This is a genomic window from Palleronia sp. LCG004 (assembly GCF_032931615.1).
In the GTDB taxonomy this organism is placed as follows: domain Bacteria; phylum Pseudomonadota; class Alphaproteobacteria; order Rhodobacterales; family Rhodobacteraceae; genus Palleronia.
Window position 1 is genome coordinate 1,929,215 of record NZ_CP136759.1, and the last position, 25,761, is coordinate 1,954,975.

The following is a 25,761-nucleotide window of genomic DNA, read 5'->3' on the forward strand; positions in this document are numbered from 1 at the left end:
TACCAAAGCTTGAAGATCGGCCCGGCCCCGCCGGGGATGGCGCACCGCGAGCGCCATGCTAGATGTTTCACCGATCGTGGATGGAGGAGAAATTCATGTCAGATCATGCGGAAAAGCGAGCGCCCGATGCGGCTTTCGCCAAGGCGGCCCGGGTGGATGCGCGCCGCTACGACGAGATGTATCGCCGGTCCGTCGAGGACCCCGAGACGTTCTGGCGCGAGGAGGCGCAGCGGCTCGACTGGATGAAACCGTTCAGCAAGGTCCGCGAGGCGAGCTTCGATTACGGCAATGTCGAGATCAGCTGGTTCGGCGACGGCACGCTCAACGTCGCGCAGAATTGCGTCGATCGCCACCTGAAGGACCATGGCGACGACACCGCGATCATCTGGGTTCCCGACGACGATGACGGGTCCGACCAGCATATCAACTACGCGCAGCTTTCGAGCCATGTGAACAAGTTCGCGAACGTGCTGAAGAAGATGGGTGTCGAGCGTGGCGACCGGGTCGTGATCTATCTTCCGATGATCCCGCAGGCGGCCTATGCCATGCTTGCCTGCGCGCGGATCGGGGCGATCCATTCGGTCGTCTTCGCGGGCTTCTCCCCCGACGCGCTTGCAAGCCGGATCGAGGATTGCGGTGCCAAGGTCGTCATCACGGCCGATGGAGGACCGAGGGGCGGCAAGCTCACCGCGCTCAAGAAGAATACCGACGCGGCCTTCGACAAGCTCGACACCGACGCGAAGATGCTGGTCGTCAAGCGCGCCGGCAACGAGATCGCCTGGACCGAGGGACGCGATCACTGGCTCCACGAGATGGAGGAGCAGGTCGACGACGATTGCCCGCCCGAGGAGATGAACGCGGAGGATCCGCTCTTCATCCTCTACACCTCCGGGTCCACCGGCGCGCCCAAGGGCGTGGTCCACAGCCAGGCGGGCTATCTGCTGCATACCGCGATGAGCTTCGAGCTGGTCTTCGACTACCGCCCCGGCGACGTCTACTGGTGCACCGCCGATGTCGGGTGGGTCACCGGCCACAGCTATATCGTCTACGGGCCGCTCGCGAACGGAGCGACGACCTTGATGTTCGAGGGGGTTCCGACCTGGCCCGATGCGGGTCGGGCCTGGAAGATCTGCGAGGATCACGGGGTCGCGCAGTTCTATACCGCGCCGACCGCGATCCGCGCGCTGATGGCGCGGGGCGATCAGTTCGTCGAGCGTCACGACCTTTCGTCGTTGAGGGTGCTGGGCACGGTGGGCGAGCCCATCAATCCCGAGGCCTGGGCCTGGTACGACCGGGTGGTGGGCAAGGGGCGCTGCCCAATCGTCGACACGTGGTGGCAGACCGAGACCGGCGGCCACATGCTGACCCCCCTGCCCGGCGCGACGACGACGAAACCCGGATCGGCGACGATGCCGTTCTTCGGGGTCCGGCCGCTCGTCCTCGATCCGCAGAGCGGCGAGGTTCTCGAGGGCAACGGCGTGGAGGGCGTGCTCGCCATCGCGGAAAGCTGGCCCGGTCAGATGCGCACCGTCTGGGGCGACCACGAGCGATTCATGAACACCTATTTCCAGCAATATGAAGGCGTCTATTTCAGCGGCGACGGCTGCCGGCGCGACGAGGACGGCTATTACTGGATCACGGGACGCGTCGACGACGTCATCAACGTCTCGGGCCACCGGATGGGAACGGCCGAGATCGAATCGGCGCTCGTCTCGCACGAGGCGGTGAGCGAAGCGGCGGTGGTCGGCGTCCCGCACGACGTGAAGGGCCAGGGCATCTACTGCTACGTCTCGCTCATGGATGGCAGGGAGCCGACGGACGAACTGAAGAAGGAATTGCGCGACTGGGTCGCGCAGGAGATCGGGCCGATCGCCAAGCCCGAACATATCCAGTGGACGCCGTCGCTGCCCAAGACGCGATCAGGCAAGATCATGCGCCGGATCCTGCGGAAGGTCGCGGCGAACGAGCACGACCAGCTCGGTGACACATCGACCCTCGCCGAGCCGGAAGTGGTCGATACGCTGATCGCCGAGCGGCAGAACGTCTGAAAGGTGCGGGAGGGGGCCGGTGGCCCCTCCCGACGATGGCCGTGAAGATGAAATACCCCGAGACGCCGGACGGACGTTATTTTGTCGCCAAGGGGCGTCTCTGGCGAAAGACCGACCCGGGCATAACCAAATCGGCACGCGAGGAGGCGGTCTCGCGCCTCATGGCGGCGCGACGTGCCGTGGGACAGGCGAACGACGACGACGAACGGGTCCGCGCACGTGCAAAGGTCGATGCGGCGAAGCGCGATCTGGGCGAGCGGGGGCCTGTCTGGTGGTCCGACGGGAAGCCTGACGAGACGCGCAAGGCCCCCTGGAACTCGAGCTATGCCGAATGGTGGGAGACGCTCGACGAGGCCACGCGCGAGGCGGGGATCGGTTGACCGTTCAGAGGCCGTGCGACCGGTCGTATTGAGACCGCTCGGGTTCCTCCCAATCGGGGCCGCCCCCGAGCACGATCATGTCGAGCGGGTGACAGACGGCCCGATCGCTCGAATGGATGTCACCGCAATCGCCCCCGGGACAGGTGCTCAGCACCGCGAGGAGGTCGATCTCGGCCAGAAGGTCCAGATGATCGCCCGCGCGGGCGGGACTCGCCTTCATGAAATAGCGCCCCTCGTCGGCCGTGAAGCCGGTGCACATGAAGACGTTGAGCACGTCGTGGACATGCGCCTCGGCGATATGAGGATCGAGCCCTGTCGCACGGGCGAGCGCGCGCGTGAGGTTCGAATGGCAGCAATGCTGGTAATCCTCGCCGGACAAGAGCCGCCCGGTATAGGGATCGCAGCGGGTGCCGATCACGTCGTGGACCCGCCCGCCGAACGCATCGGTGCCGTACCAGTCGAGCGTATCGGCCACGATCGTGGCCATCGGCCGCAGATGCGGAAAACAGGACCAGAGCCGGTCGCCGGTCTCCAGATGCGTACCGTGCAGCGCACGGGTCTTGCCCGAGAAGAATCGCTCGGAGAGATCATCGTGGGCGAAGAGGTTCAGATCGCCGACCTGCGACCCTTCGGCGCAGAGGATCCGCAGCACCGCCCCGCGGGGAACACGGATGGCGCGCGCATCGCGCGGGGGCACCCTCACCCTGTCGATCTCGACAAGATCCGCGACCTGCCGCGCGATCCGCGCCGTGTCAGGCCGTGGGAGCGTTCCGGTCGGATAGCAGAGGACGGGCGCGACCGCGCGGCGGTCGGCGGCGTCCTCCGGCGGGGTCACGTATCGCAGACCTGCTGGCCGGTGGCGTCGCGCAGCGGCGGGCCGTTCGGAGCTTCGGAAGCCTCGAGAGCCACGCCGTAGCAGCCATTCTCGTCGCGGATGAGGAAGGCGGGATCGACCCCTTGCGGCAGCGCGGCGAGCGCGGCGGGCGATACGTCGCGGACCCGGCCGGGCTCCTCCTCGGGCATCATGCAGCTCGCAGGCGCGGCCGTCACCAACGCAATCATCGCCATAATCTTCACTTGCGGATCTCCAGCCGGTCCTTGGAATGCCGACCGAAGCTACCAGAGCGGTCCGTGCAGTCAAGCGAGCGGGAAGGTTGCCGATGTATTGCAGCCCCGAACGCTGCCGGGATCGCGGCTTTCCACAGCCGCCATGCTGTCCTATACCGTTGCCGATACGAACGTCCCACAGGCTTGGGACGCCAGATGGGACGAGGATGGCATGACGGATACCCCGCACGACGGAGATGTGAGCTTCATCAAGGCACTGGCCGAGCTTCTCCGCGAGAACGACCTGACGGAGCTGCGCGTGAAGCGCGAATACGGCGAAGACGACAGCCTCGATGTCCGGGTCAGCCGCGGGCAGGTGATGGCCGTGCCCGCCCCGCCCCCGCCGAGCCTGCCCGGCCCCGCGCAGACCTCCGGCGCGGCACCCGCTGCCCCGAGCTCAGAGCCCGAGGCGGACCTTTCGAGCGACCTCGGCGCGGTGACTTCGCCCATGGTGGGCACGGCATACCTCGCCCCGGAGCCGGGCGCGTCGAACTTCGTCGTTCCGGGCGACGCGGTGCAGGAGGGTCAGACCCTTCTCATCATCGAGGCGATGAAGACGATGAACCACATTCCCGCGCCCCGTGCCGGCATCGTGCGTCGGATCATCGTCGAAGACGGCGCGCCGGTCGAGTTCGGCGCCCCCCTGATGATCCTCGAATAGGCCGCATCGATGTTCGAAAAGATCCTGATCGCCAATCGCGGCGAGATCGCCCTGCGCGTGATCCGCGCGGCACGCGAGATGGGGATCGGCACGGTGGCCGTTCATTCCACCGCCGATGCCGACGCGATGCATGTGCGCATGGCCGACGAATCGGTCTGCATCGGTCCCCCGCCCGCCGGGCAGAGCTATCTGAGCTTTCCGGCCATCATCTCGGCCTGCGAGGTGACCGGCGCGCAGGCGATCCATCCGGGCTATGGCTTCCTGTCGGAAAACGCCAACTTCGTGCAGATCGTCGAGGATCACCAGATCACCTTCATCGGTCCCTCGGCCGAACATATTCGCATGATGGGCGACAAGATCACCGCCAAGGAGACCATGAAGGCGCTCGGCGTGCCCTGCGTGCCGGGATCCGAAGGCGGGGTCGCCAACCTCGAGGCCGCGCGCGAGATCGCCGACAGCATGGGCTATCCCGTAATCATCAAGGCGACCGCAGGCGGCGGCGGACGCGGCATGAAGCTTGCCCGGACCGAAGGCGATCTCGCCTCCGCCTGGCAGACCGCGCGCGCCGAGGCGAAGGCCGCCTTCGGCAACGACGAGGTCTATATCGAGAAGTATCTCGACACGCCGCGCCATATCGAGGTGCAGGTCTTCGGCGACGGCAAGGGCCGCGCCGTGCATCTGGGAGAGCGCGACTGCTCGCTCCAGCGGCGGCACCAGAAGGTCTTCGAGGAGGCTCCGGGGCCCGTCATCACGCCGGAGCAGCGCGCGCATATCGGCGCGATCTGCGCGAATGCGGTCGCCCGGATCGGCTATGCCGGTGCCGGCACGATCGAATTCCTTTACGAGAACGACGAGTTCTACTTCATCGAGATGAATACCCGCCTCCAGGTGGAGCATCCGGTGACCGAGGCGGTCTTCGGGGTCGATCTCGTCCGCGAGCAGATCCGCGTCGCGGCCGGACTGCCGATGGATTTCGAGCAGGACAAGCTCACGCTCAACGGACATGCGATCGAGGTGCGGCTCAATGCCGAGAAGCTCCCGACCTTCCGTCCGTCGCCGGGGCGGATCACGCAGTACCACGCTCCGGGCGGCCTCGGTGTCCGGATCGACAGCGCGCTCTACGACGGCTACCGCATCCCGCCCTACTACGATTCGCTGATCGGCAAGCTGATCGTCCACGGGCCCGACCGTCCGGCCGCGCTCGCCAGATTGTCGCGCGCCCTGGGAGAGCTGATCATCGACGGGGTCGACACGACCGTACCGCTGTTCGACGCGCTGCTTCGGGAGCCGGCCATTCAAAGCGGGGATTACACGATCCACTGGCTCGAAAAATGGCTCGAGACGAACCTTCAGTAAGAGCCGGGGTCACACCCGAACTGCTGCTGCAGGCTTATGTGCAGGGCATATTTCCCATGTCGGACGGCGCGGGCGAGGAGGACATCTTCTGGGTCGATCCCCGCCTGCGCGGAATCCTCCCGCTCGACGGCTTTCACCTTTCGCGGTCGCTGAGGCGGAGGATCCGGGCGACCCCGTTTGAAATCACGTTCGACCAGGATTTCGCGGGCGTCCTCGGGGGATGCGCCGATCGGGAAGAAACCTGGATCAACCCCGTCATCGCCGACCTCTATCTTCGTCTGCACGAAAGGGGCGTCGCGCATTCGATCGAGGTCCATGAAGAGGGCGCGCTTGTCGGGGGTGTCTACGGCGTGACGCTTGGCGGGGCGTTCTTCGGCGAATCGATGTTCTCGGTGCGGCGGGACGCGTCCAAGATCGCGCTCGTCTATCTGATCGACCGCCTGCGGGAGAACGGCTTCACGCTCTTCGATACGCAGTTCGTCACCGATCATCTCGTGACGCTCGGTGCCATCGAGATCCCGCGCGATGAATATCGCACCCGTCTTTCAAGCGCGCTTTTGCGGCGGGTCAGGTTCGACGCGTCGGCACCGATCCCCTCGCCCGATCACCTGTTGCAGCGCATGACCCAGACGTCGTAGCGGCGATGTTCGAGCGGGTTGAGCGCGGGCGACGCGGCGATCATCCACCCTGCGAAGGCCGGCTGCTCCTCTCCCGCTTCCCGGATCACGAGATAGGCGAAGGCATCGCCTGCGGGGTTGTCCTGCGGATAGCGACACTCGCCGAGGGTGACCTGAAGGCGGCCGAAACCGACCGTCTCGCCACGGTCGAGTTCGAGGTCGCGAACCTCTCCCGTCATGCGGTCGAGCCCGCGCAACACGGCGGAACTGCCGGTATCGGTCAGAACCTCGGTCGTCGAATGGTCGCGATATTGCGCTGAGGCGAGGCCGGGAGCGAACAGGAAGACGAGCGCAATCGCGCGGATCATTCCGGGCTCCAGGCCTCGTAATCGCCGCGGGGCTTCGGCTGTTCGCGGCGGATCGATCCGACCGGCGCATAGGCCGCGGGCGTGCCCGTCATGTTCGGAAGATGCGCCTTCTCCCACGCCTTCTTCACGACCGGTCGGTCGATCGGCGTTTCGTCCCAGGTGTGGTGCAGCCACCCATGCCAGTCGGGACCGATGCGGCTGCCTTCGACCAAGCCGTTGTAGATGACCCAGCGTCGGCTGTCATCGGCGTTGCGATAGAAGACGTTGCCCGCATCGTCCTCGCCGACCTTGGTGCCCTTGCGCCAAGACCAGAGACGGGTGTTGAGGGTGGCACCGTTCCACCATGTCACGACGCTCAGAAACCTGTCGAGGATACTCATGTCTCGGCTCCGCTTGATCTTGGCGACATATGCCGCATCGGCTGTCCCGCGTCCAGTGGGTGGAGGGCCTGAGCCTCGATCTCGATCTTCATCTCCGGCAATTGCAGCCCTGCCGAGATCATGGTGGCAGCAGGCGGATGCGCACCGAAGACCGCACGCGTGACAGGCCAGCAGAGCGGCCAGTCGCCGGGATTGGGCACGATGTACCTGACCCTCACCACGTCGCGCATCCCCGCACCAAGATCCGCCAGCGCCCGCTCGATCGTCCCGAGGGCGTTCCGGCACTGGGCCACGACGTCGTCGGGCATCACCATCGTGTCGCAATCGTAGCCCGTCGTGCCCGAAACGAAGATCCAGCCGCCGCTGGCGATGGCCCGACAATAGCCGATCTCCGCCTCGAAGAGGGATCCGCTCGTCACACGATTAACGCGGCTTTCATCTTCGTTGGACACGATGATCCTCGATCGTGAAAGAACGGGGGCTGCGTATGAAACGCGTGATCGTCTTCTGTTTCGCAACTCTGGTCGGAGCTGCCGGCACTCTCGTCCTGTCGGCGCACGGTGCCACGGGCATCGTCGCGCTTCGCCACGACCCTCGCATGCCGCTGCCCGAAGCGAGCGTCCTGGAACGGCTGGGAGGAGAGGCCGCGGAGGTTTTCGAGACCGCGATGCTTCGCGCGCTGGAATTCCGGCAAAGGTACCTTCGGCAGAATTCCTGAGCACCAGAGGACCGTGCGCCGCCACTGGCGTGGCGGCGGCGAGACGATCAGGCGGACGCAGTTTCCTTGCCCTCGGCATGGATCATCAAAGGGGCCGCCTCGGATGTCACCGCTTCGTCGTTGACCACGACTTCCTCGACGCTGTCCTGCCCCGGCAGGTCGAACATCGTGTCGAGCAGGATGTCCTCCATGATCGAGCGGAGACCACGCGCACCGGTCTTGCGCTCGATCGCGCGTTTGGCGATGGCGCTCAGCGCGTCTTCGGTGAAGGTGAGCCTGGTATCCTCGAGCTCGAAAAGTCGCTGGTACTGCTTGACGAGCGCGTTCTTGGGCTTCGTCAGGATCGTGACCAGCGCGTCCTCGTCGAGATCCTCGAGCGTCGCGATCACCGGCAGACGACCGACGAATTCGGGGATGAGACCGAATTTCAGCAGATCCTCCGGCTCGAGCGAGGAGAGCTGCTCGCCCACGCCGCGTCCCTCGGCATCCTTGACGTCCGCACCGAAACCGATGCCGGACCCCTTGCCGCGCTGCGAGATGATCTTCTCGAGGCCGGCGAAGGCACCGCCGCAGATGAAGAGAATATTCGTCGTGTCGACCTGCAGAAATTCCTGCTGCGGATGCTTGCGGCCGCCCTGCGGCGGAACGGATGCGACGGTTCCCTCCATGATCTTCAGGAGCGCCTGTTGCACCCCCTCCCCGGAGACGTCTCTCGTTATACTCGGATTGTCGGACTTCCGCGTGATCTTGTCGACCTCGTCGATATAGACGATGCCGCGCTGCGCGCGTTCGACGTTGTACTCGCTCGCCTGCAGCAGCTTCAGGATGATGTTCTCGACATCCTCGCCGACATAACCCGCCTCGGTCAGCGTCGTGGCATCCGCCATGGTGAAGGGCACGTCAAGGATGCGCGCCAGCGTCTGCGCGAGCAGCGTCTTGCCGCAGCCCGTCGGGCCGATCAGCAGGATGTTCGACTTGGCGAGCTCGATATCCGTCTTTCCGGCGTGATTGAGGCGCTTGTAGTGGTTGTGCACCGCAACCGAGAGGACGCGCTTCGCATGGATCTGGCCGATGACGTAATCGTCGAGAACTTCGCAGATCTCCTTCGGGGTGGGCACGCCCTCAGAGGATTTGAGCCCCGCGCTCTTCGTCTCTTCGCGGATGATGTCCATGCAGAGTTCGACGCATTCGTCGCAGATGAACACCGTCGGGCCGGCGATGAGCTTTCGGACCTCATGCTGGGACTTGCCGCAGAAGCTGCAATAGAGCGTGTTCTTGCTGTCGCCTGAATTCGTCGCCATCGCTTGTCCTTCCGGGGCATCAGGCCCCGCATCTGGTGTCGCGGGGGCCGGTTTCCTACCCGCCCCGCACCTTGTCCTGACCTCGTGCCGGTAAGCCTAGGACAGCGGATCTGTACCCGCAATCGCAAAAACCCGGCACGACGGGCGTCCTTCGGCCGCGCCCGAGGCCATTCCGGTCACGCCTTCGGATCGTCGCCCTTGGGCCTGTTCTCGACGATCTCGTCGATGAGACCCCATGCCTTGGCGTCCTCGGCGGACATGAAGTTGTCCCGTTCGAGCGCCTCGACGACCTTCTCGAGCGGTTGTCCCGTATGCTTCACGTAGATCTGGTTCAGCCGGTCCTTGAGCTTCTGTGTCTCCTGGGCGTGGATCATGATGTCCGTCGCCTGACCCTGATAGCCGCCCGAAGGCTGGTGGACCATCACGCGGCTGTTCGGAAGCGAGAAGCGCATTCCGGGCTCGCCTGCCGTGAGAAGAAGCGAACCCATCGAAGCCGCCTGCCCCACAACCAGCGTCGAGACCGGCGGCTTGATGTACTGCATCGTGTCGTAGATCGACAGACCGCTCGTCACCACGCCACCGGGGCTGTTGATGTACATGCTGATCTCTTTCTTCGGGTTCTCGGCCTCGAGATGCAGCAGCTGAGCGACGATCAGCGACGACATGCCGTCATGCACAGGACCGGAGAGAAAGATGATCCGCTCTTTCAGGAGGCGTGAGAAAATGTCGTATGCCCGCTCGCCGCGGCTGGTCTGCTCGACCACCATCGGGACGAGGTTCATGTACTGCGCGATGGGGTCTTGCATGGGATCTGCCTCGGGCTTGTCGGTATCGGGATTACCCCGAACGGGTTTCGAGAGTCTTATTATCGCACCAAGCCAGCCGCAAGGGCGGCCGGCTTTCCGCCCGGGGACCAAGGCAATTCGGGCACCCCCCTGCAATTCCCGGGCCGGGGCGCTATAGTTTCCGCCGACAAGCGAAGGAAAGGGCGCAGGCATGGCCGACAGGCAGGACGGGCTCCATGATCTTTTCGTGATCGGCGGCGGCATCAACGGCACCGGCATCGCGCGCGACGCACAGGGTCGCGGCCTCAGCGTCGTGCTGGCCGAGATGGGCGATCTGGCCGGTGCGACATCGTCGAAATCGACGAAGCTCTTCCATGGCGGGCTCCGCTACCTGGAATTCTTCGAGGTGGGACTGGTCAAGAAGGCACTGGTCGAGCGCGAGACCCTTCTGGAGGCGATGCCGCATATCTCGTGGCCGATGCGCTTCATCCTGCCCTATTCGCCCGACATGCGGTTCGAGGGCGACACCCCGACCTCCCGGCTGCTCGGATGGACCATGCCCTGGCTCAAGGGCCGCAGGCCGTCATGGCTGATCCGGGTCGGCCTCTTCATGTACGACAATCTCGGCGGGCGGAAATATCTTCCCGGCACAAAGACGCTCGACCTCGACACGTCGCCCGAGGGCAAGCCGATCGGCGATCGCTTCCACAAGGCTTACGAATACAGCGATTGCTGGATCGAGGATTCCCGCCTCGTCGCGCTCAACGCGCGCGATGCAGAGATCCGCGGCGCGAAGGTGATGACGCGCACCAAGGTCGTCAGCGCGGAACGCCAGGGCCATCACTGGTCGGTCACGGTCGAAGATGTCGAGACCGGATCGCAGCAGACGTTCCGGGCCCGCGCCCTCGTCAATGCCGGCGGCCCGTGGGTCGAGAACGTCGTCAAGAACACGGTTCGGATGAACAGCTCGGAAGGCGTGCGCCTGGTCCGGGGCTCGCATATCGTGACGAAACGTCTCTACGATCACGACAAGTGCTATTTCTTCCAGGGAGAGGACGGTCGTATCGTCTTCGCCATTCCCTACGAGACCGACTTCACCCTGATCGGGACGACCGACAAGGATCACGGGCACGACCCGAGCGTGCCGGCGGAATGCACGCAAGAAGAGCAGCAGTATCTCTGCGACTTCGTGTCGAATTATTTCGAGAAGCCGGTGACGCGCGACCAAATCGTCTGGACCTATTCGGGTGTTCGCCCCCTCTACGACGACGGGGCGAAATCGGCGACGGCGGCGACGCGCGACTACGTGCTGAGCCTCGATGCGGGGCCCGCGACAGACGGGGGCCGGGGATCCGAGCCGCCGCTCCTCAACGTGTTCGGCGGCAAGATCACGACCTATCGCAAGCTCGCCGAACAGGCGCTGACCAAGCTCGAGCCCTTCTTTCCCGAGATGCCCGGCAAGTGGACCGCGGGCGTGGCGCTGCCGGGCGGCGATTTCCCCGTGGACGGCGTGCATAAGCTGACCTCCGATCTCAAGGCCGCGTATCCGTTCCTCGACGACTACTGGTGCGGGCGCCTGATCCGCGCCTACGGCACCGAGGCGCGGGAGGTCTGCGGCGACGCCAGGTCGGCGGAGGATATGGGCCGCGGCTTCGGCGGAACGCTGACCGAAGGCGAGGTCGACTGGCTCATGTCGCGCGAATATGCGCGCACGGCCGAGGACGTCGTCTGGCGGCGCACCAAGCTCGGCCTGCGGATGAGCGCCGAGGAGATCGCGGCGCTCGACACATACATGAAAGAACGGCGCGACGCCCAGCACGCGGCCGAGTAGCAGCCGGCAGCGCGACCGACTTGCGCCCCGCGGTCCGTCGCGCCACCTTGGCCGCCAAGAGATGAGGGAGGCATGATGACGCATATTCTGGCCATCGACCAAGGCACGACTTCGACCCGCGCGATCCTGTTCGACGGAGACATGCGCATCACAGCGTCGGCACAGGAGGAGTTCGAGCAGCACTTCCCGTCGAGCGGCTGGGTGGAACACGAGGCCGACGACCTGTGGGAGACGACGGCCGCCACCTGCCGCGCGGCGATCGAGAAGGCCGGGATCGAGCCCGGCAAGATCCAGGGCATCGGCATCACCAACCAGCGCGAGACCGTCGTCGTCTGGGAGAAATCCACCGGACGGCCGATCCATCGCGCGATCGTCTGGCAGGATCGGCGCACGTCCGAGATCTGCCAGGAGCTGCGCGCGAAGGGCTACGAGGATCAGGTGATCGAGAAGACGGGACTGCTGCTCGATCCCTATTTCTCGGGCACCAAGCTCAAGTGGATCCTCGACAATGTCGACGGCGCGCGCGATCGCGCCAGGAAGGGCGAGCTGCTTTTCGGAACCGTCGATACCTGGCTCATCTGGCATCTGACGGGCGGCAAATCGCATGTCACCGACGCGACGAATGCCTGCCGGACATTGCTCTACGACATCTACAAGGGGCGGTGGTCGACGACGATCGCCAAGATGCTCGACATACCGATGGAGATGCTGCCCGAGATCCGCGACACGGCTGACGATTTCGGCGTGACGCGTGGCGATCTCTTCGGGGCGGAGATCCCGATCCTCGGGGTGGCGGGCGACCAGCAGGCGGCCACGATCGGGCAGGCCTGCTTCAAACCCGGCATGCTGAAATCGACCTACGGCACGGGATGTTTCGCGCTGCTCAATACCGGTGACACGCCGGTCAAGTCGAGCCACCGCCTGCTCACCACCGTGGCCTATCGCTTCGACGGAAAGCCGACATACGCCCTCGAGGGTTCTATCTTCATCGCGGGGGCCGTGGTGCAGTGGCTGCGCGACGGGCTCGGCATCATCGACAAGGCTTCCGCCACGCAGGATCTGGCCGAGAAGGCCGATGACGGTCAGGATCTCGTTCTGGTGCCGGCCTTCACGGGCCTGGGAGCGCCCTACTGGAACGCCGATTGCCGCGGGGCGGTCTTCGGCCTCACGCGCAGTTCCGGCCCGGCCGAGTTCTCGAAGGCGGCGTTGCAATCGGTGGGGTTCCAGACCCGCGACCTGCTCGAGGCGATGCAGGCGGACTGGGAGAGCGGAGAGGAGCCCGAGACGCTTCGCGTCGATGGCGGCATGTCGGCCTCGAACTGGGCGATGCAGTTCCTCAGCGACATCATCGGCGCCAAGGTCGACCGGCCGAAGATCCTCGAGACGACCGCGGTGGGCGCAGCCTGGCTCGCGGGCATGCGGGCCGGGTTCTACCCCGATCAGGAAGGCTTCGCCCAGCGTTGGGAGATCGACCGCAGCTTCGACCCGGCGATGGACGATGCGGAGCGGCAGACGAAATACGAGCGGTGGAAACGCGCGGTGCAGGCGACGATGGACGTCTGACCGGACATGGTGGCCTGACCGAACCCCGTTCGGCTCGGCCACCATGCCTCCTCTTTCAGGCGAAACCTCGGGCGGGGTGAACCTTCCCGGCATATCGCTTCAACCGTGAGCAGCGCGATTTCCGGGCCATCTGCCCTGAAACCGCATGTGCAGACACGATGGCCGGACCGCCATCATAGAAGGCGAACACACCGACTGGATCAGGCGGAAGAACGCCGGAAAGGTGAAACCGCTGCCAACCTTCGTGCAATCCGCAACGGTCAGAAACGGTGGAGCCGAGGCCGGTGATGTCGCGACGCCGGGACCATCCCGAACGCCACATCGGTTCGGGTCTGCGACGCGATAAGGCCTGACTTCACGACGAAAAAGGCCCGGCACTTTCGTACCGGGCCTCGTCTTCGGACTGCGCGCCCTGTCAGATTTTCTGCAGGAGCGCGTTCACGGATTCCTTGGCATCGCCATAGAGCATCCGCGTGTTCTCCTTGAAGAAGAGCGGGTTCTCGATGCCGGAATATCCGGTCCCCTGCCCGCGCTTCGAGACGAAGACCTGCTTGGCTTCCCAGACATGCAGCACCGGCATCCCAGCGATGGGGCTGTTCGGGTCGTCGTTGGCGGCAGGGTTCACGATGTCGTTCGAGCCGATGATGATGACGACGTCGGTGGATTTGAAGTCGTCGTTGATCTCGTCCATCTCGAGCACGATATCGTAGGGCACCTTCGCCTCGGCCAGAAGCACGTTCATGTGCCCCGGAAGGCGACCGGCGACGGGGTGGATCGCGAAGCGGACCTGCTTGCCCTGATCGCGCATCTTCTTGGTGAGCTCGCTCACCGCCTGCTGCGCCTGCGCCACCGCCATACCGTAGCCCGGCACGATGATGACGCTGTCGGCATCCTCGAGCGCGGAGGCCACGCCGTCGGCCTGGATGGCGACCATCTCGCCCTCCATCTCCATCTGCGGGCCGGAGGCACCTCCGAAACCGCCGAGGATGACCGATACGAACTTCCGGTTCATCGCCTTGCACATGATGTAGCTCAGGATCGCACCCGAGGAGCCTACCAGCGCGCCCGTCACGATCAGGAGATCGTTGCCGAGCGTGAAGCCGATCGCCGCCGCGGCCCAGCCGGAATAGGAGTTCAGCATCGACACGACCACGGGCATGTCCGCGCCGCCGATCCCCATGATGAGGTGCCAGCCGATGAACCCCGCGACGATTGCCACCAGGATGATCGTCCAGATGCCCGCCCCGTTGAAGTAGAGCAGCCCGAGGATCAGGCAGAGGATCAGCGCGCCCAGGTTCAGCATGTGGCCGCCAGGCAGCTTCGACGGTTTCCCGTCGACCTTGCCCGAGAGCTTGCCGAAGGCGATGACCGAGCCGGTGAAGGTCACGGCACCGATGAAGATCCCGAGGAAGACCTCGACCTTGAGGATCGCGACCTCGACCGCATCCTTCATCCACAGAAGCTCGCCGAAGCCGGTGAGGTTCGCATCGGCAGGAATGGGCGGCGTGTCACCGGTGAAGACGGGGATCACCCCGCCCGGAGCCGGAATGGCCCCCGCGGCCTTCAGATCCTGAACCGCCTGCAGCATCAGCTCGGCATTGAGGCCGATGAAGACCGCCGCGAGGCCCACGAAGGAATGGAGCGCCGCGACGAGCTGCGGCATCTCGGTCATCTGGACCTTGCCGGCGACGTACCAGCCGGCGAAACCGCCCGCCGCGATCGCGATGATGATCAGCCAGACATTCTGCACGCCCGGCCCGAAGACCGTGGCAAGCACGGCAAGGCCCATGCCCACGATCCCGTACCAGATGGCACGCTTCGCGCTTTCCTGATCCCTCAGCCCGCCGAGGGAGAGGATGAACAGGATGGTGGCGACGATATAGGCCGCCGATTGGATACCGATTCCCATCGTTCCCTCCCCTTACGACTTGACGAACATGGCGAGCATCCGGCGCGTGACCAGGAACCCGCCGACGATGTTGATCGATGCGATCACGACCGAGATCAGCGACAGGATCACCACGATCCAGTTGCCCGACCCGATCTGGAGCAGCGCGCCGAGGATGATGATCCCCGAGATCGCGTTCGTCACCGCCATGAGCGGCGTGTGAAGGCTGTGCGCGACGCCCCAGATGACCTGGAACCCGACGAAGCAGGCCAGCGCGAAGACGATCATGTGGCTCATGAAGCTCTCGGGCGCATAGGCCCCGATCAGGAACATGACCAGCGCGCCGATTGCGAGAAGGCCCACCTGGCTCTGCGTCTGCTGACGGAAGGTCTCGACCTCCTCCGCGCGCTTCTCCTCGGGGGTCTTTTCCTTCTTCTTCTCCTGCTTCGGCTTCGCCGGAGACGGATTCTCGCGCTTGGGCGGTGGCCAGGTGACCTCTCCGCCATGGGCGACGGTGCTGTCGCGGATGACCTGATCGTCCATGTTGTGGTCGATCTTGCCGTCCTTCTCGGGCGTGAGGTCGGCAATCATGTGACGCACGTTCGTCGCGTAGAGCGTCGAGCTCTGCTTCGCCATCCGGCTCGGGAAGTCGGTATAGCCGATGATGACGACGCCATTGTCGGTGACGATGCGCTTGTCCTTCTGCGTCATCTTGCAGTTGCCGCCCTTCTCGGCGGCAAGGTCGACGATGACGGAGCCCGGCTTCATCGCGCGGACCATCTCCTCGGTCCAGAGCTCGGGGGCCTCGCGGTTCGGGATGAGCGCCGTCGTGATGACGATGTCGACATCCGGTGCCTGCTCGAGGAAGAGCGCGAGCTGCTTCTCGCGGAATTCGGGGCTCGACGGTGCGGCATAGCCGCCCTCGCCCGACCCGCCGGCATCGTCGAAATCGAGGAACAGGAATTCCGCGCCCATCGACTCGATCTGTTCGGCCGTCTCGGGGCGCACATCGAAGGCCCGCACGATCGCGCCCAGCGACGTCGCCGTGCCGATCGCGGCGAGCCCCGCCACACCCGCGCCCACGATCAGGATCTTGGCCGGCGGGACCTTGCCCGCGGCGGTCACCTGACCGGTCAGGAACCGGCCGAAATTGTTCGCGGCCTCGATCACCGCGCGGTAGCCCGCGATATTGGCCATCGAGCTCAGCGCGTCCATCTTCTGCGCACGGCTGATGCGGGGCACCATGTCCATCGCGATGAGGGTCGCGCCCTTGTCGGCGGCCTTCTTCATCAGGTCTCCGTTCTCGGACGGATAGAAGAAGCTGATGAGGGTCTGCCCCTCGCGCAGCATGTCCACCTCGGCCTCCGAGGGCGGACGGACCTTGGCCACCACGTCGGCGGCGTCGAACACGGCCTTCGCGTCGTCGAGAACCTCGACGCCCGCCTCGCGGTACATCTCGTCGGTGAAATCGGCCTTGGCACCCGCTCCCGACTCGATGACGCAGTCATGTCCGAGTTTCCTGAGCTGTTCGGCGGAGGCGGGCGTCAACGCGACGCGTGCCTCGCTTTCCTGGTGCTCTGCAATCGATCCGAATTTCATCTCGCTCCCCGTCCCTGCGATAAGGTCATCACTTTTTGTCTAGCGACCGCTTCTGATGGACGCAAGCAACGGGCGGCACGGGGATCGAACGGGACCGGTCCCGCCGGTCAGTTCCTGAGGATCGTCCCGCGGCGCGGACAGAGGACCCGTTCGCCACCGATCCGCCATGCGACCGGCCAGCTCTTCCGGCCCCCATTCGCGAGCGGCGTATAGAGTTCGAAATGCAGATGCGGCGATGCGGAGTAGCCGGTATTGCCCGACAGCGCGATCATGTCGCCCGCCTGGACGCTCTCGCCTTCGGCGACCCTCGCGCTCCGGTAGCTCAGATGCGCGTAGTTCGCGATGGATCCGTCGGCATGTTCGATGAGGATCGTGTTGTCGCGCCCGATGAAGCGCCGGGCGCGGCCGCCCTCGCGGCTGTCCGTGCGCACCATGACGACCCGCCCTGTCCGCGCCGCATGGACGGGCGTTCCGATGGGCATGCCGAAATCCACGGCCTGATCGGCCTCGCCCCTGTGCGAGAACCAGCCGCCGCAGGATTGCACGACCGGCAGTGCCGCGCGGCGGAACGGCAACGCATAGGTTGCGCCGGGATCGGGCCGCGCGCGCGTGTCCCCCGGCACCCATTGGTACCGATAGCGATATTCGTATGGCGGCGATCCCGACGGCGTCAGCGTCACGAAATCGCGGATCTCGCCCGGTCGCAACGTGGCGTTCGCGACGCCCCGTGCGATCATGTTGTCGAGGTCGAGCGTCAGCGCGGCGGTGATCGGCGCATGACCGCTCGCGTTGCGCGCCGACAGGATGACCGATGCATCGCGCGTTTCGGCGATGATGCAGAGGAGACCGTAGCATGTCTCGCTTCGCTGGGCCGACGCGATGCCGGGCCAGACGAGGACGATGCTCAGAAGCGCCGCGCGCAGCATGTCAGCGATCTCAGGCGACCCGGCTCACGTGATGCGGACGCCGCCCTTCGGCCCAGTCGCGGACGGCATCGCCGAACGCCGTAAAGAGCACGCGCGAGACCGGGTCGGCGGCGGCATTGTATTCAGGGTGCCACTGGACCGACAGCGTGAAGCCCGGCGCCCCGTCGATATAGGCCGCCTCGCAGGTACCGTCGGGCGCATGGCCGTCGATCACGAAGCGTGTCCCGGCTTCGATCACGCCCTGCCCGTGGAGGGTGTTGGTCATCACCTCCTGCGCGCCCATCAGGCGGTGGAACGGTCCGCCCTCGGTGAAGGTGACCTTGTGACGAAGGGCGAATTTCTCCTCGATCGTGCCGTCGGGGGGCATGCGGTGATTCTCGCGCCCCGGAAGGTCGCGGATCTCGGGATGGAGAGTGCTTCCCATCGCGACGGCGACTTCCTGAAAACCGCGGCAGATCGCGAAGAACGGCTGACCCGTCTCGGCGCAGGCGCGGATGAGGGCCAGCGCCACGCGGTCGCGCGGCCGGTCGAAGGTGCCGTGCGCCGGCGTCTCGTCGTGGCCGTATTCCTCGGGATGGACGTTCGGGCGACCGCCGGTGAAGAGAAAGCCGTCGCAGGTGGCCATGAGGTCGGCGACGTCGACGAGCTCGGGGTCGGCCGGAATGATCAGCGGCACCGCCTTCGTCACCTGCGCGATGGCCTCGCTGTTCATCCGGCCGCCGCCATGGATCTCGTAGCTGTCGTTGATCAGATGGTGATTGCCGATGATGCCTACGACCGGACGTCTCATACGCGAACTCCAATGGAAGTGCGCAGATTACCAGAAATCTCCGGGATGGCCAATCTTCCGCGTGGGAAGGTGGCGCGAGGGTCTCCCCCCGCGCCACCGGGATCAGGCTTCGCCGTCGAGGCCCGCCGCCTGAAGGCCGGCAAGGCCGGCTTCGGCATCGTTGTCGGAGGTGTCGCCGGTCACGCCCAGCGCGCCGATGACGCGGCCCTCGCCGTCGCGCACCAGCAGGCCGCCCGGAACGGGCACGACCTGCCCGCCGAAGACGCCGTTCGCCGCATTCATGAAATACGCCTGCGATTCGGCGCGGTTCATCTGCTGGGTGCCGGTCATGCCGAGCATCACCGCGCCGTAGGCCTTGCCATGCGCGATGGCATAGCGACCGGGCGAGGCTCCCTCGCCCCGAAGGAATGCCAGCGGGTGCCCGCCCGCATCGAGCATGATCGCCGAAAGCGGCTTCATCCCGCGCTCGCGTCCCGCGGCAACGGTTTCGGTCACGGCCTTGAGGGCCTGGTCCGTCGTGATCATCGCTTATCCTTTCGCCTTGAGTTCCTGCCGCCGGGCATGAAGCACCGGCTCGGTATAGCCCGAGGGCTGTTCGCGGCCGCGGAAGACGAGATCGCAGGCCGCCTTGAACGCAACCGTGTCGTAGCCCGGCGACATCGGCCGATAGGTCTTGTCGCCTTCGTTCTGGCGATCGACCACCTCGGCCATCTTCTTCATCGTCTCCATCACGCGATCCTCGGTCACGACGCCATGATGGAGCCAGTTGGCCAGCGCCTGCGAGCTGATGCGGCAGGTCGCGCGGTCCTCCATCAGGCCCACATCGTGGATGTCGGGCACTTTGGAACACCCGACGCCCTGATCGACCCAGCGGACGACATAGCCGAGAATGCCCTGGGCGTTGTTCTCGATCTCCGAGGTGATGTCGTCGTCCGACCAGTTCGTCCCCTGCGCGAGCGGGAGGCGCAGAAGCTCGTCGAGCGAGCGGCGCGGCCCCCCACCGGCGATCTCGTCCTGAACGGCGAAGACGTCGACCTTGTGGTAATGCATCGCATGCAGCGTCGCGGCCGTGGGCGACGGCACCCAGGCACAGGTCGCGCCCGCCTTCGGGTGGCCGATCTTCTGCTCGAGCATGTCGGCCATGAGGTCGGGCATCGCCCACATCCCCTTGCCGATCTGCGCCCGCCCCTTGAGCCCGCAGGCAAGACCGATATCGACGTTGCGATCCTCGTAGGCCTTGATCCAGTCCGAGTTCTTCATCTCGCCCTTGCGCACCATCGGGCCCGCTTCCATCGAGGTATGGATCTCGTCTCCCGTGCGGTCGAGGAAGCCCGTGTTGATGAAGGCCACGCGCGACTTCGCGGCGCGAATGCATTCCTTGAGATTGGCCGACGTGCGCCGCTCCTCGTCCATGATGCCGAGCTTCACGGTGTTGGCGGGCAGGCCCAGCACGTTCTCGACATGGCCGAAGATCTCGTCCGCGAACGCGACCTCGGCGGGCCCGTGCATCTTGGGCTTCACGACATAGACCGAACCGTGAAGCGAATTGCCGCCGTCGCGCCGCAGATCGTGCATCGCGATGAGGGTGGTGAACATCGCGTCCATCAGCCCCTCGAACACCTCGTTCCCGTCGCGGTCGAGGATCGCGGGGTTGCGCATCAGATGACCCACGTTGCGGATCAGCATGAGCGCGCGGCCCTTGAGCCTGAGTTCGCCGCCATCGGGTGCGGTGAAGGTCCGGTCGTCGTTGAGCTTGCGGGTGAAGGTCTCACCGCCCTTCGTGACCTCCTCCGTGAGGTCGCCCTTCATGAGGCCCAGCCAGTTCGAATAGGCCAGCACCTTGTCGGGTGCATCGACCGCCGCGACGCTATCCTCGCAATCCATGATCGCGCTCATCGCGGATTCGAGCTGGATATCGGCCACGCCCGCCGCATCAGACGCGCCGATCTGATGATCCCGGTCGATGCGAAGCTCGATATGCAGGCCGTTCTTTCTCAGCACGACCGAGGTCGGTGCATCGGCATCGCCCGAATACCCCACGAACTGCTCGGGGTACCTGAGCGGCATGCCATGCTCGACCCGCGGGGTCTCTTCGGCACCGGGCTCGTCGCGCGACTGCGTGGTCTGCGTCCCGCGCCAATCCTCGCCGTTCAGGTGAAGTCCCTCGAGCTTGCCGTCGACGATGCGGTAGCCCACCAGCTGCCGGTGGCTGCCCGACATCATCGGTGCCGCCTCGTCCAGCATGTCCTTCGAGCGGTCGATGACGCGCGATCCCCGGTCCGGATCGTAGTCGCGGCCCTTCGGCAGATCGCCCAGCGCATCCGTGCCGTAAAGCGCGTCGTAGAGCGACCCCCAGCGCGCATTCGCAGCATTGAGAGCATAGCGCGCATTCATGATCGGCACGACGAGCTGTGGCCCGGGCACGTCGGCGATTTCCGGATCGGTGCGCTCGGTCTCGATCGTAAAATCGGGGCCTTCCTCGACGAGGTAGCCGATCTCGCGCAGCATCTCGACATAGGCGCTCTGATCCTCGACGGGCCCGGGATTGTCCCGGTGCCAGGCGTCGAGCTTGGCCTGCATGTCTTCGCGGACCTTCAGGAAATCCGCGTTGCGCGGTCCGAAATCGTGCACGAGATCGGAGAAGCCGTTCCAGAATTTCTCGGCATCCACACCGGTTCCGGGCAACGCCCGTTCCTCGATGAATTCGGCGAGTTCCGTCGCGACCTGCAATCCGGCCCGTTCGCTGCGTTCAGTCATGTCCTCTCCCTGCATTGTCCGCCCCGCGCGTGTCGGATCGACAGCGCGCCGAGCAATATCTCACGTTCTCCCAGTCGCGACGCCACTTCTTGCGCCACGCGAATGGACGCCCGCATCGGGCGCAGATCTTCGTTGGCAGGTCCCCCTTGGACCGCGCCTTCGACATCTATTCCGTCGCCGAGGCCTCCGAGCCCGCGCCGGCGGTCGGATCGACGGATCCTTCCTCGTCGCCCGGCTCGTTTCCTCCCGCGCTCAGGTAAAGCACGAGCAGGATCAGGAGAACCACCGCGAAACCGATCATCCAGGCCATCCCCGCAAGGGGGACCTTGTGACGACGTTTCTGCTTTTCGACATTGGTTTTCGGCGCTGACATCTGGATCTTCTCCGCAATTCCTTCGCCCGCTTGCCGGCGGGACCGTGGGTCCGTAACCTAGTGCGCTGATTAGAACCCCCAAGCCTCGAAAGGCAATCTTCATGAAAGATGCCGCTCCCCGTGCCGTCCATCTGTCGCAGTATCGACCGTTTCCCTATCTGGTCGACGACGTGTCGCTGACCTTCCATCTGCACCCGACGGAGACGCATGTGGTCTCGCGCATCGCGTTCCGCCCCAATCCCGAGGCCGAGCGCGGGCCGCTTCATCTCGACGGCGAGGGGGTGCGTCTCGTCCGCGCGACAATCGACGGCGCGCCGCTGCGCGATCCACGGATCGACGATCACGGCCTGACCGTCGAGGCCCCCGACACGCCCTTCGTCTGGGAGGCCGAAGTCGTGATCGACCCCTCCGCGAACACCGCGCTCGAAGGCCTCTACATGTCGAACGGCATGTTCTGCACCCAATGCGAGGCCGAGGGCTTTCGCAAGATCACCTACTATCCCGACCGCCCCGACGTGATGGCCCCGTTCGACGTGCGCATCGTGTCGGACCTGCCCGTCCTCCTGTCGAACGGCGATCCGGGCGATCGCGGCATAGGCTCCGCACAGTGGAGCGATCCGCACCCGAAACCCGCCTATCTCTTCGCGCTGGTCGCGGGCGACCTCGTTGCCCATTCCGACAGGTTCGTCACGATGGAAGGCCGCGACGTCGCGCTCAACATCTGGGTGCGGCCGGGCGACGAGGGACGCTGTGCCTATGCGATGGACGCGCTCAAACGCTCCATGAGTTGGGACGAGCGGGTCTACGGCCGGGCCTACGACCTCGATGTCTTCAACATCGTGGCCGTCGACGACTTCAACATGGGCGCGATGGAGAACAAGGGTCTCAACATCTTCAACGCGCGCTACGTGCTGGCCTCGCCCGAGACGGCGACGGATGCCGATTACGCCCGGATCGAGGCGATCATCGCCCACGAATACTTCCACAACTGGACGGGCAACCGCATCACCTGTCGCGACTGGTTCCAGCTCTGCCTGAAGGAGGGGCTGACCGTCTATCGCGACCAGCATTTCTCGGGCGACGAGCGCGGCCACGCGGTCAAGCGGATCGAGGACGTGCAGATCCTGCGCGGACGCCAGTTCCGCGAGGATGCAGGCCCCCTCGCCCATCCGGTCCGTCCCAGATCCTACATCGAGATCAACAACTTCTACACCGCGACGGTCTACGAGAAAGGGGCCGAACTCATCGGGATGCTCCGGTCGCTCGTCGGCGACGAGGCCTACCGGCGCGCGCTCGACCTCTATTTCGAGCGTCACGACGGACAGGCCTGCACGATCGAGGACTGGCTGCGCATCTTCGAGGACGCGACCGGCCGGGACCTCGCGCAATTCGCACTCTGGTACGCGCAAGCCGGCACGCCGCGGCTCGACGTCACGACGCGGATCGAGGACGGCACGCTGATCCTGGACTTCGCGCAGCACCTGCCCGAGACGCCGGACATGGAGGAGAAGAAAGCGCCGCAGGTCATTCCCGTCGCCGTCGGTGCGATCGGCCGCGATGGCCGCGAAGTGCTGCCCACCCGGCTGGTCGAGGTGACATGCGCGGAACAGAGCGCGCGGTTCGAGATCGGCACCGACGACGCCGTCGCGTCGGTCCTGCGGGGCTTCTCGGCCCCGGTCATCCTGCGGCAGGACATCCCGCGCGCGGATCGCGCCCTGCTCTTTGCGCATGACACCGACCCCTTCAACAAGTGGGAGGCGGGACGAACGCTCGCCAAGGACGCGCTGGCTGCGATGATCACCGACGGGGGCGAGCCCGACCCCGCCTATCTCGACGCGTTGCCCTCGGTCGTGGGCGACGAGACGCTCGACCCGGCATTCCGTGCCCTCGTCCTGGGCCTGCCCTCCGACGACGACATGGCGCAGACGCTGGCACAGGCGCATCACGTTCCCGACCCCCGGTCCATCGACGCGGCGCGTCAGAGGATGCAGGTCGCGATGGCGCGCCATCTCGAGGCCGATTTCCGCGCGGTGATCGAATCCCCGGGCATTCCCGACGGCTACAGCCCCGATGCCGAATCGGCTGGCCGGCGCAGCCTGCGCAACGCGGCACTGGCCCATCTGACGCTGATCGACGGCGGCGACCTTGCCCGGGCGCAATTCTCGCAGGCCGACAACATGACCGACAGTCTCGGAGCGCTCGTGCCGCTGATCCGGATCGGCGCGGCCGAGGATGCGCTGGCCGCGTTCTACGACCGCTGGCAGAACGATCGCCTGGTCCTCGACAAATGGTTCTCGCTGCAGATCGGCGCGGCCCCGGGCGAGACCGGCGCGGCCATCGCGGCGCGCCTTGTCGAGCATCCGGATTTCGACTGGAAGAACCCCAACCGGTTCCGCTCCGTCATCGGCGGGCTCGGCATGAACCATTCGAGCTTCCATGCCGCGGACGGGTCGGGATACAGGCTGGTGGCCGACTGGCTGCTGCGGCTCGATCCGGTCAATCCGCAGACCGCCGCGCGGATGACGACCCTGTTCGAGACCTGGAAACGATACGATGTCGATCGGCAGGAGATGATCCGCGATGCGCTGGAACGGATGCGCGCGACGGGCGAGCTGTCGCGCGACACCGGCGAGATGGTCGGTCGAATCCTCGGCCGATGAGCGTGGCGGCCAGCGGTTCCGGCGACCGGAACCGCGGCAGCACGACGGTGTTGGACGGGCAAATCCAAACAGAAGATTGGAGACATCCATGCCCGATATCGGCACTGCGAAGATCATCATCATGGCGTCCGACGGTTTCGAACAGGTCGAACTGACGACGCCGAAGGAACAACTCGAAAAGGCCGGTGCGACGGTCCATGTCGCGACGCCCGATGGCGGCGAGATCACCGGATGGTATTTCGACCGCTGGGGCGACAAGATCCCCGGCGACCTGAAGATCTCGGACGTCAATCTCGGTGACTACGACGCCATGGTCCTGCCCGGCGGCCAGATCAATCCCGACGTGTTGCGCACGGACGAGACGGCGGTGGCCAAGATCCGCGACTTCGCGGCGACGGGCAAACCGCTTGCGGCGATCTGTCACGCGCCGTGGCTGCTGATCGAGGCCGACCTCGTGCGCGGCAAACGCCTGACGTCGTACCACTCGATCCGGACGGATCTGAAGAATGCGGGGGCAGACGTGGTCGACGAACAGGTCGCCATCGACGGCAACCTCATCACCAGCCGCAACCCCGACGATCTCGACGCCTTCTGCAAGGCAGTGATCGATGCGGTCGAGACGAAGGCGCAAGCCGCGTGAACGGCTCGGCCCGGCAGGCGAAGACACGCCGGAAGGCCTCTCCTGCCGGGCCGAAACTTGCCTTTTGCGTTCAATCGTTCCATCTGTCAGGCATTGGTGAGAAACCTCAGGTGTCCTCGTGGGCGTAAAAGAGCGGATAGATCAGCAGATCCTCGAGCGTGCCATGTGGCTGCGCCGCGAAACTCTTCCCGTGCGCCTGGCGCGTCCCTGTCTCAATCGGCTCCTCAGCTACGACCGCACGGTCACGCTAGGCCAGGAGATGGAGGACTGGACCGGTCGCGCCCTCATGGACCGCATGAGCGAGATGCTCGCACGCGAAGTCGACGTGACCGGGCTCGAGAACATCCCGCGTCAGGGCGGCGCGATGGTCGTCGCGAACCATCCGACCGGGATCGCGGACGGGATCGTCCTGCATCACCTGCTGGCCCCCCTCCGGCCCGACCTTTTCTTCTATGCCAATGTCGACATCCTGAAGGTCGTGCCGCAGCTCACCTCGATGATCGCGCCCGTCGAATGGCGGCACGACAAGCGCACGCACGGCAAGACGCGCGAGACGATGGCCTTCACCCGCAAGGCGATGGACGAGGAACGGCTCGGGATCATCTTTCCGTCCGGCCGCCTAGCCAAGCGACGCGGTCTGCGACTGTTCGAACGGGACTGGATGCCGTCGGCCGCGATGATCGCGCGCAAGTTCGACGTGCCGATCATTCCGATCAACATCCGCGCGCGCAACTCGGTCCTGTTCTATCTCTTCGACGTGGTTCACCCGAGCCTGCGGGACATCACGCTCTTCCACGAGACGCTGAACAAGGCGCGGCAACCTTATCGCGTCGTCGTCGGCTCGCCCATCTCGGCCAAGTCCCTTCCGACGAGTTCGGAAGGTGCCATCGCCGCGCTCAAGGACGCGACGCTCGCGCTCGGCGGGGCCAAGACGGCTTCGGTCTCGCTCGTCGATTCGTCGCGCCGTCCGTTCCTCTTCGCGCGTCAGAGCAGCCGGCCGGGCTCCGCCTGAA

The 25,761-nt window shown here is 65.4% G+C and carries 26 protein-coding genes; 11 read left to right on the top strand and 15 right to left on the bottom strand.

The genetic code is table 11. From position 1 onward, the window contains the following. Positions 1–95 precede the first annotated feature (95 nt). Together acs and RVY76_RS09450 are read left to right on the top strand one after the other, a co-directional pair. Positions 96–2,048: an acetate--CoA ligase gene (gene acs / locus RVY76_RS09445; protein ID WP_317373625.1), complete on the top strand. Its 1,953-nt coding sequence runs from the start codon at positions 96–98 to the stop codon at positions 2,046–2,048. 47 nt (positions 2,049–2,095) lie between these two features. After that, entirely contained in the window at positions 2,096–2,428 is a 333-nt protein-coding gene (locus RVY76_RS09450) for a hypothetical protein (protein ID WP_317373626.1), read from the top strand. A 4-nt stretch (positions 2,429–2,432) separates the two neighbouring features. On the opposite strand, the gene RVY76_RS09455 is transcribed toward RVY76_RS09450, so the two are convergent. Both RVY76_RS09455 and RVY76_RS09460 read right to left on the bottom strand, forming a co-directional pair. Further along, positions 2,433–3,263: an urea carboxylase-associated family protein gene (locus RVY76_RS09455; protein ID WP_317373627.1), complete on the bottom strand. Its 831-nt coding sequence runs from the start codon at positions 3,261–3,263 to the stop codon at positions 2,433–2,435. After that, positions 3,260–3,490 carry a hypothetical protein gene (locus RVY76_RS09460; protein ID WP_317373628.1) on the bottom strand — a complete coding sequence of 77 codons (231 nt, stop codon included), beginning with the start codon at positions 3,488–3,490 and terminating at the stop codon, positions 3,260–3,262. Before RVY76_RS09460 ends, RVY76_RS09455 begins: the two co-directional genes overlap by 4 nt. Positions 3,491–3,707: 217 nt before the next feature. Between RVY76_RS09460 and accB the strand changes: the two genes are divergently transcribed. From accB to aat, 3 genes are read left to right on the top strand one after another with little or no spacing between them, the layout of a single operon-like run. Further along, on the top strand, positions 3,708–4,196 hold the full coding sequence (accB, locus tag RVY76_RS09465; RefSeq protein WP_317373629.1) for an acetyl-CoA carboxylase biotin carboxyl carrier protein: 489 nt from the start codon (positions 3,708–3,710) through the stop codon (positions 4,194–4,196). A 9-nt stretch (positions 4,197–4,205) separates the two neighbouring features. Continuing rightward, positions 4,206–5,552, top strand: a complete 1,347-nt coding sequence (gene accC, locus RVY76_RS09470; protein WP_317373630.1) for an acetyl-CoA carboxylase biotin carboxylase subunit — start codon at positions 4,206–4,208, stop codon at positions 5,550–5,552. Next, positions 5,528–6,190, top strand: a complete 663-nt coding sequence (aat, locus tag RVY76_RS09475; protein ID WP_317373631.1) for a leucyl/phenylalanyl-tRNA--protein transferase — start codon at positions 5,528–5,530, stop codon at positions 6,188–6,190. The genes accC and aat overlap by 25 nt, the downstream gene beginning before the upstream one ends. Here the strand turns inward: aat and RVY76_RS09480 are convergent. From RVY76_RS09480 to RVY76_RS09490, 3 genes are read right to left on the bottom strand one after another with little or no spacing between them, the layout of a single operon-like run. Further along, positions 6,157–6,537: a DUF2155 domain-containing protein gene (locus tag RVY76_RS09480; protein WP_317373632.1), complete on the bottom strand. Its 381-nt coding sequence runs from the start codon at positions 6,535–6,537 to the stop codon at positions 6,157–6,159. The two genes, aat and RVY76_RS09480, sit on opposite strands and share 34 nt — an antisense overlap. Next, positions 6,534–6,917, bottom strand: a complete 384-nt coding sequence (locus RVY76_RS09485; RefSeq protein WP_317373633.1) for an NADH:ubiquinone oxidoreductase subunit NDUFA12 — start codon at positions 6,915–6,917, stop codon at positions 6,534–6,536. The genes RVY76_RS09480 and RVY76_RS09485 overlap by 4 nt, the downstream gene beginning before the upstream one ends. After that, a complete protein-coding gene (locus RVY76_RS09490) occupies positions 6,914–7,369 on the bottom strand; it encodes a RidA family protein (protein WP_317373634.1) in 456 nt (151 codons plus the stop codon). Before RVY76_RS09490 ends, RVY76_RS09485 begins: the two co-directional genes overlap by 4 nt. A 35-nt stretch (positions 7,370–7,404) precedes the next feature. Between RVY76_RS09490 and RVY76_RS09495 the strand changes: the two genes are divergently transcribed. Beyond that, positions 7,405–7,635: a hypothetical protein gene (locus RVY76_RS09495; protein WP_317373635.1), complete on the top strand. Its 231-nt coding sequence runs from the start codon at positions 7,405–7,407 to the stop codon at positions 7,633–7,635. 47 nt (positions 7,636–7,682) lie between these two features. Here RVY76_RS09495 and clpX read toward each other — a convergent pair whose 3' ends face one another. Together clpX and RVY76_RS09505 are read right to left on the bottom strand one after the other, a co-directional pair. Further along, positions 7,683–8,936 carry an ATP-dependent Clp protease ATP-binding subunit ClpX gene (clpX, locus tag RVY76_RS09500; protein WP_317373636.1) on the bottom strand — a complete coding sequence of 418 codons (1,254 nt, stop codon included), beginning with the start codon at positions 8,934–8,936 and terminating at the stop codon, positions 7,683–7,685. A gap of 176 nt (positions 8,937–9,112) precedes the next feature. Continuing rightward, positions 9,113–9,742, bottom strand: coding sequence for an ATP-dependent Clp protease proteolytic subunit (locus RVY76_RS09505; protein ID WP_317373637.1), 630 nt, complete (start codon positions 9,740–9,742; stop codon positions 9,113–9,115). Between the two features lie 190 nt (positions 9,743–9,932). On the opposite strand from RVY76_RS09505, the gene glpD reads away from it, so the two are divergent. Next, entirely contained in the window at positions 9,933–11,552 is a 1,620-nt protein-coding gene (glpD, locus tag RVY76_RS09510; RefSeq protein ID WP_317373638.1) for a glycerol-3-phosphate dehydrogenase, read from the top strand. Between the two features lie 75 nt (positions 11,553–11,627). Continuing rightward, on the top strand, positions 11,628–13,115 hold the full coding sequence (glpK, locus tag RVY76_RS09515) for a glycerol kinase GlpK (protein ID WP_317376747.1): 1,488 nt from the start codon (positions 11,628–11,630) through the stop codon (positions 13,113–13,115). A 415-nt stretch (positions 13,116–13,530) separates the two neighbouring features. On the opposite strand, the gene RVY76_RS09520 is transcribed toward glpK, so the two are convergent. The 8 genes from RVY76_RS09520 to RVY76_RS09555 all read right to left on the bottom strand — a co-directional run bounded on the left by RVY76_RS09520 (position 13,531) and on the right by RVY76_RS09555 (position 21,448). Then, on the bottom strand, positions 13,531–15,024 hold the full coding sequence (locus RVY76_RS09520; RefSeq protein ID WP_317373639.1) for an NAD(P)(+) transhydrogenase (Re/Si-specific) subunit beta: 1,494 nt from the start codon (positions 15,022–15,024) through the stop codon (positions 13,531–13,533). A 12-nt stretch (positions 15,025–15,036) separates the two neighbouring features. Beyond that, positions 15,037–16,602: a Re/Si-specific NAD(P)(+) transhydrogenase subunit alpha gene (locus RVY76_RS09525; protein WP_317373641.1), complete on the bottom strand. Its 1,566-nt coding sequence runs from the start codon at positions 16,600–16,602 to the stop codon at positions 15,037–15,039. 107 nt (positions 16,603–16,709) lie between these two features. Next, positions 16,710–17,528, bottom strand: a complete 819-nt coding sequence (locus tag RVY76_RS09530; RefSeq protein WP_317373642.1) for a M23 family metallopeptidase — start codon at positions 17,526–17,528, stop codon at positions 16,710–16,712. Positions 17,529–17,538: 10 nt separating this feature from the next. Next, entirely contained in the window at positions 17,539–18,318 is a 780-nt protein-coding gene (locus RVY76_RS09535; protein WP_317373644.1) for a gamma-glutamyl-gamma-aminobutyrate hydrolase family protein, read from the bottom strand. Between the two features lie 102 nt (positions 18,319–18,420). Beyond that, the gene (locus RVY76_RS09540; protein WP_317373646.1) at positions 18,421–18,843 is read right to left on the bottom strand and encodes a GlcG/HbpS family heme-binding protein; all 423 of its coding nucleotides are present in this window, start codon (positions 18,841–18,843) and stop codon (positions 18,421–18,423) included. Positions 18,844–18,846: 3 nt separating this feature from the next. Next, positions 18,847–21,075 (bottom strand): malate synthase G, encoded by a 2,229-nt coding sequence (locus tag RVY76_RS09545; RefSeq protein ID WP_317373648.1) that lies wholly within the window; start codon positions 21,073–21,075, stop codon positions 18,847–18,849. Beyond that, entirely contained in the window at positions 21,068–21,241 is a 174-nt protein-coding gene (locus RVY76_RS09550; protein ID WP_317373650.1) for a DUF2256 domain-containing protein, read from the bottom strand. The genes RVY76_RS09545 and RVY76_RS09550 overlap by 8 nt, the downstream gene beginning before the upstream one ends. Further along, positions 21,242–21,448, bottom strand: coding sequence for a hypothetical protein (locus RVY76_RS09555; protein WP_317373652.1), 207 nt, complete (start codon positions 21,446–21,448; stop codon positions 21,242–21,244). 101 nt (positions 21,449–21,549) lie between these two features. On the opposite strand from RVY76_RS09555, the gene pepN reads away from it, so the two are divergent. From pepN to RVY76_RS09570, 3 genes are all read left to right on the top strand, one after another. Further along, positions 21,550–24,108, top strand: coding sequence for an aminopeptidase N (gene pepN / locus RVY76_RS09560; protein ID WP_317373654.1), 2,559 nt, complete (start codon positions 21,550–21,552; stop codon positions 24,106–24,108). 88 nt (positions 24,109–24,196) lie between these two features. Further along, a complete protein-coding gene (locus RVY76_RS09565) occupies positions 24,197–24,748 on the top strand; it encodes a type 1 glutamine amidotransferase domain-containing protein (protein WP_317373655.1) in 552 nt (183 codons plus the stop codon). A 163-nt stretch (positions 24,749–24,911) separates the two neighbouring features. Further along, positions 24,912–25,760: a 1-acyl-sn-glycerol-3-phosphate acyltransferase gene (locus RVY76_RS09570; RefSeq protein WP_317376748.1), complete on the top strand. Its 849-nt coding sequence runs from the start codon at positions 24,912–24,914 to the stop codon at positions 25,758–25,760. Position 25,761: the final 1 nt, after the last annotated feature.

Coding starts and splice junctions, on each gene's coding strand:
- accB (WP_317373629.1), top strand. CDS start 3,708: ATGACGGATACCCCGCACGACGGAGATGTGAGCTTCATCAAGGCACTG.
- RVY76_RS09555 (WP_317373652.1), bottom strand. CDS start 21,448: ATGTCAGCGCCGAAAACCAATGTCGAAAAGCAGAAACGTCGTCACAAG.
- RVY76_RS09525 (WP_317373641.1), bottom strand. CDS start 16,602: ATGAAATTCGGATCGATTGCAGAGCACCAGGAAAGCGAGGCACGCGTC.
- RVY76_RS09545 (WP_317373648.1), bottom strand. CDS start 21,075: ATGACTGAACGCAGCGAACGGGCCGGATTGCAGGTCGCGACGGAACTC.
- glpD (WP_317373638.1), top strand. CDS start 9,933: ATGGCCGACAGGCAGGACGGGCTCCATGATCTTTTCGTGATCGGCGGC.
- RVY76_RS09480 (WP_317373632.1), bottom strand. CDS start 6,537: ATGATCCGCGCGATTGCGCTCGTCTTCCTGTTCGCTCCCGGCCTCGCC.
- RVY76_RS09505 (WP_317373637.1), bottom strand. CDS start 9,742: ATGCAAGACCCCATCGCGCAGTACATGAACCTCGTCCCGATGGTGGTC.
- pepN (WP_317373654.1), top strand. CDS start 21,550: ATGAAAGATGCCGCTCCCCGTGCCGTCCATCTGTCGCAGTATCGACCG.
- RVY76_RS09485 (WP_317373633.1), bottom strand. CDS start 6,917: ATGAGTATCCTCGACAGGTTTCTGAGCGTCGTGACATGGTGGAACGGT.
- RVY76_RS09535 (WP_317373644.1), bottom strand. CDS start 18,318: ATGAGACGTCCGGTCGTAGGCATCATCGGCAATCACCATCTGATCAAC.
- acs (WP_317373625.1), top strand. CDS start 96: ATGTCAGATCATGCGGAAAAGCGAGCGCCCGATGCGGCTTTCGCCAAG.
- accC (WP_317373630.1), top strand. CDS start 4,206: ATGTTCGAAAAGATCCTGATCGCCAATCGCGGCGAGATCGCCCTGCGC.
- glpK (WP_317376747.1), top strand. CDS start 11,628: ATGACGCATATTCTGGCCATCGACCAAGGCACGACTTCGACCCGCGCG.
- RVY76_RS09570 (WP_317376748.1), top strand. CDS start 24,912: ATGTGGCTGCGCCGCGAAACTCTTCCCGTGCGCCTGGCGCGTCCCTGT.
- RVY76_RS09530 (WP_317373642.1), bottom strand. CDS start 17,528: ATGCTGCGCGCGGCGCTTCTGAGCATCGTCCTCGTCTGGCCCGGCATC.
- RVY76_RS09565 (WP_317373655.1), top strand. CDS start 24,197: ATGCCCGATATCGGCACTGCGAAGATCATCATCATGGCGTCCGACGGT.
- clpX (WP_317373636.1), bottom strand. CDS start 8,936: ATGGCGACGAATTCAGGCGACAGCAAGAACACGCTCTATTGCAGCTTC.
- RVY76_RS09540 (WP_317373646.1), bottom strand. CDS start 18,843: ATGATCACGACGGACCAGGCCCTCAAGGCCGTGACCGAAACCGTTGCC.
- RVY76_RS09495 (WP_317373635.1), top strand. CDS start 7,405: ATGAAACGCGTGATCGTCTTCTGTTTCGCAACTCTGGTCGGAGCTGCC.
- RVY76_RS09450 (WP_317373626.1), top strand. CDS start 2,096: ATGAAATACCCCGAGACGCCGGACGGACGTTATTTTGTCGCCAAGGGG.
- RVY76_RS09520 (WP_317373639.1), bottom strand. CDS start 15,024: ATGGGAATCGGTATCCAATCGGCGGCCTATATCGTCGCCACCATCCTG.
- RVY76_RS09460 (WP_317373628.1), bottom strand. CDS start 3,490: ATGATTGCGTTGGTGACGGCCGCGCCTGCGAGCTGCATGATGCCCGAG.
- RVY76_RS09550 (WP_317373650.1), bottom strand. CDS start 21,241: ATGTCGAAGGCGCGGTCCAAGGGGGACCTGCCAACGAAGATCTGCGCC.
- aat (WP_317373631.1), top strand. CDS start 5,528: ATGGCTCGAGACGAACCTTCAGTAAGAGCCGGGGTCACACCCGAACTG.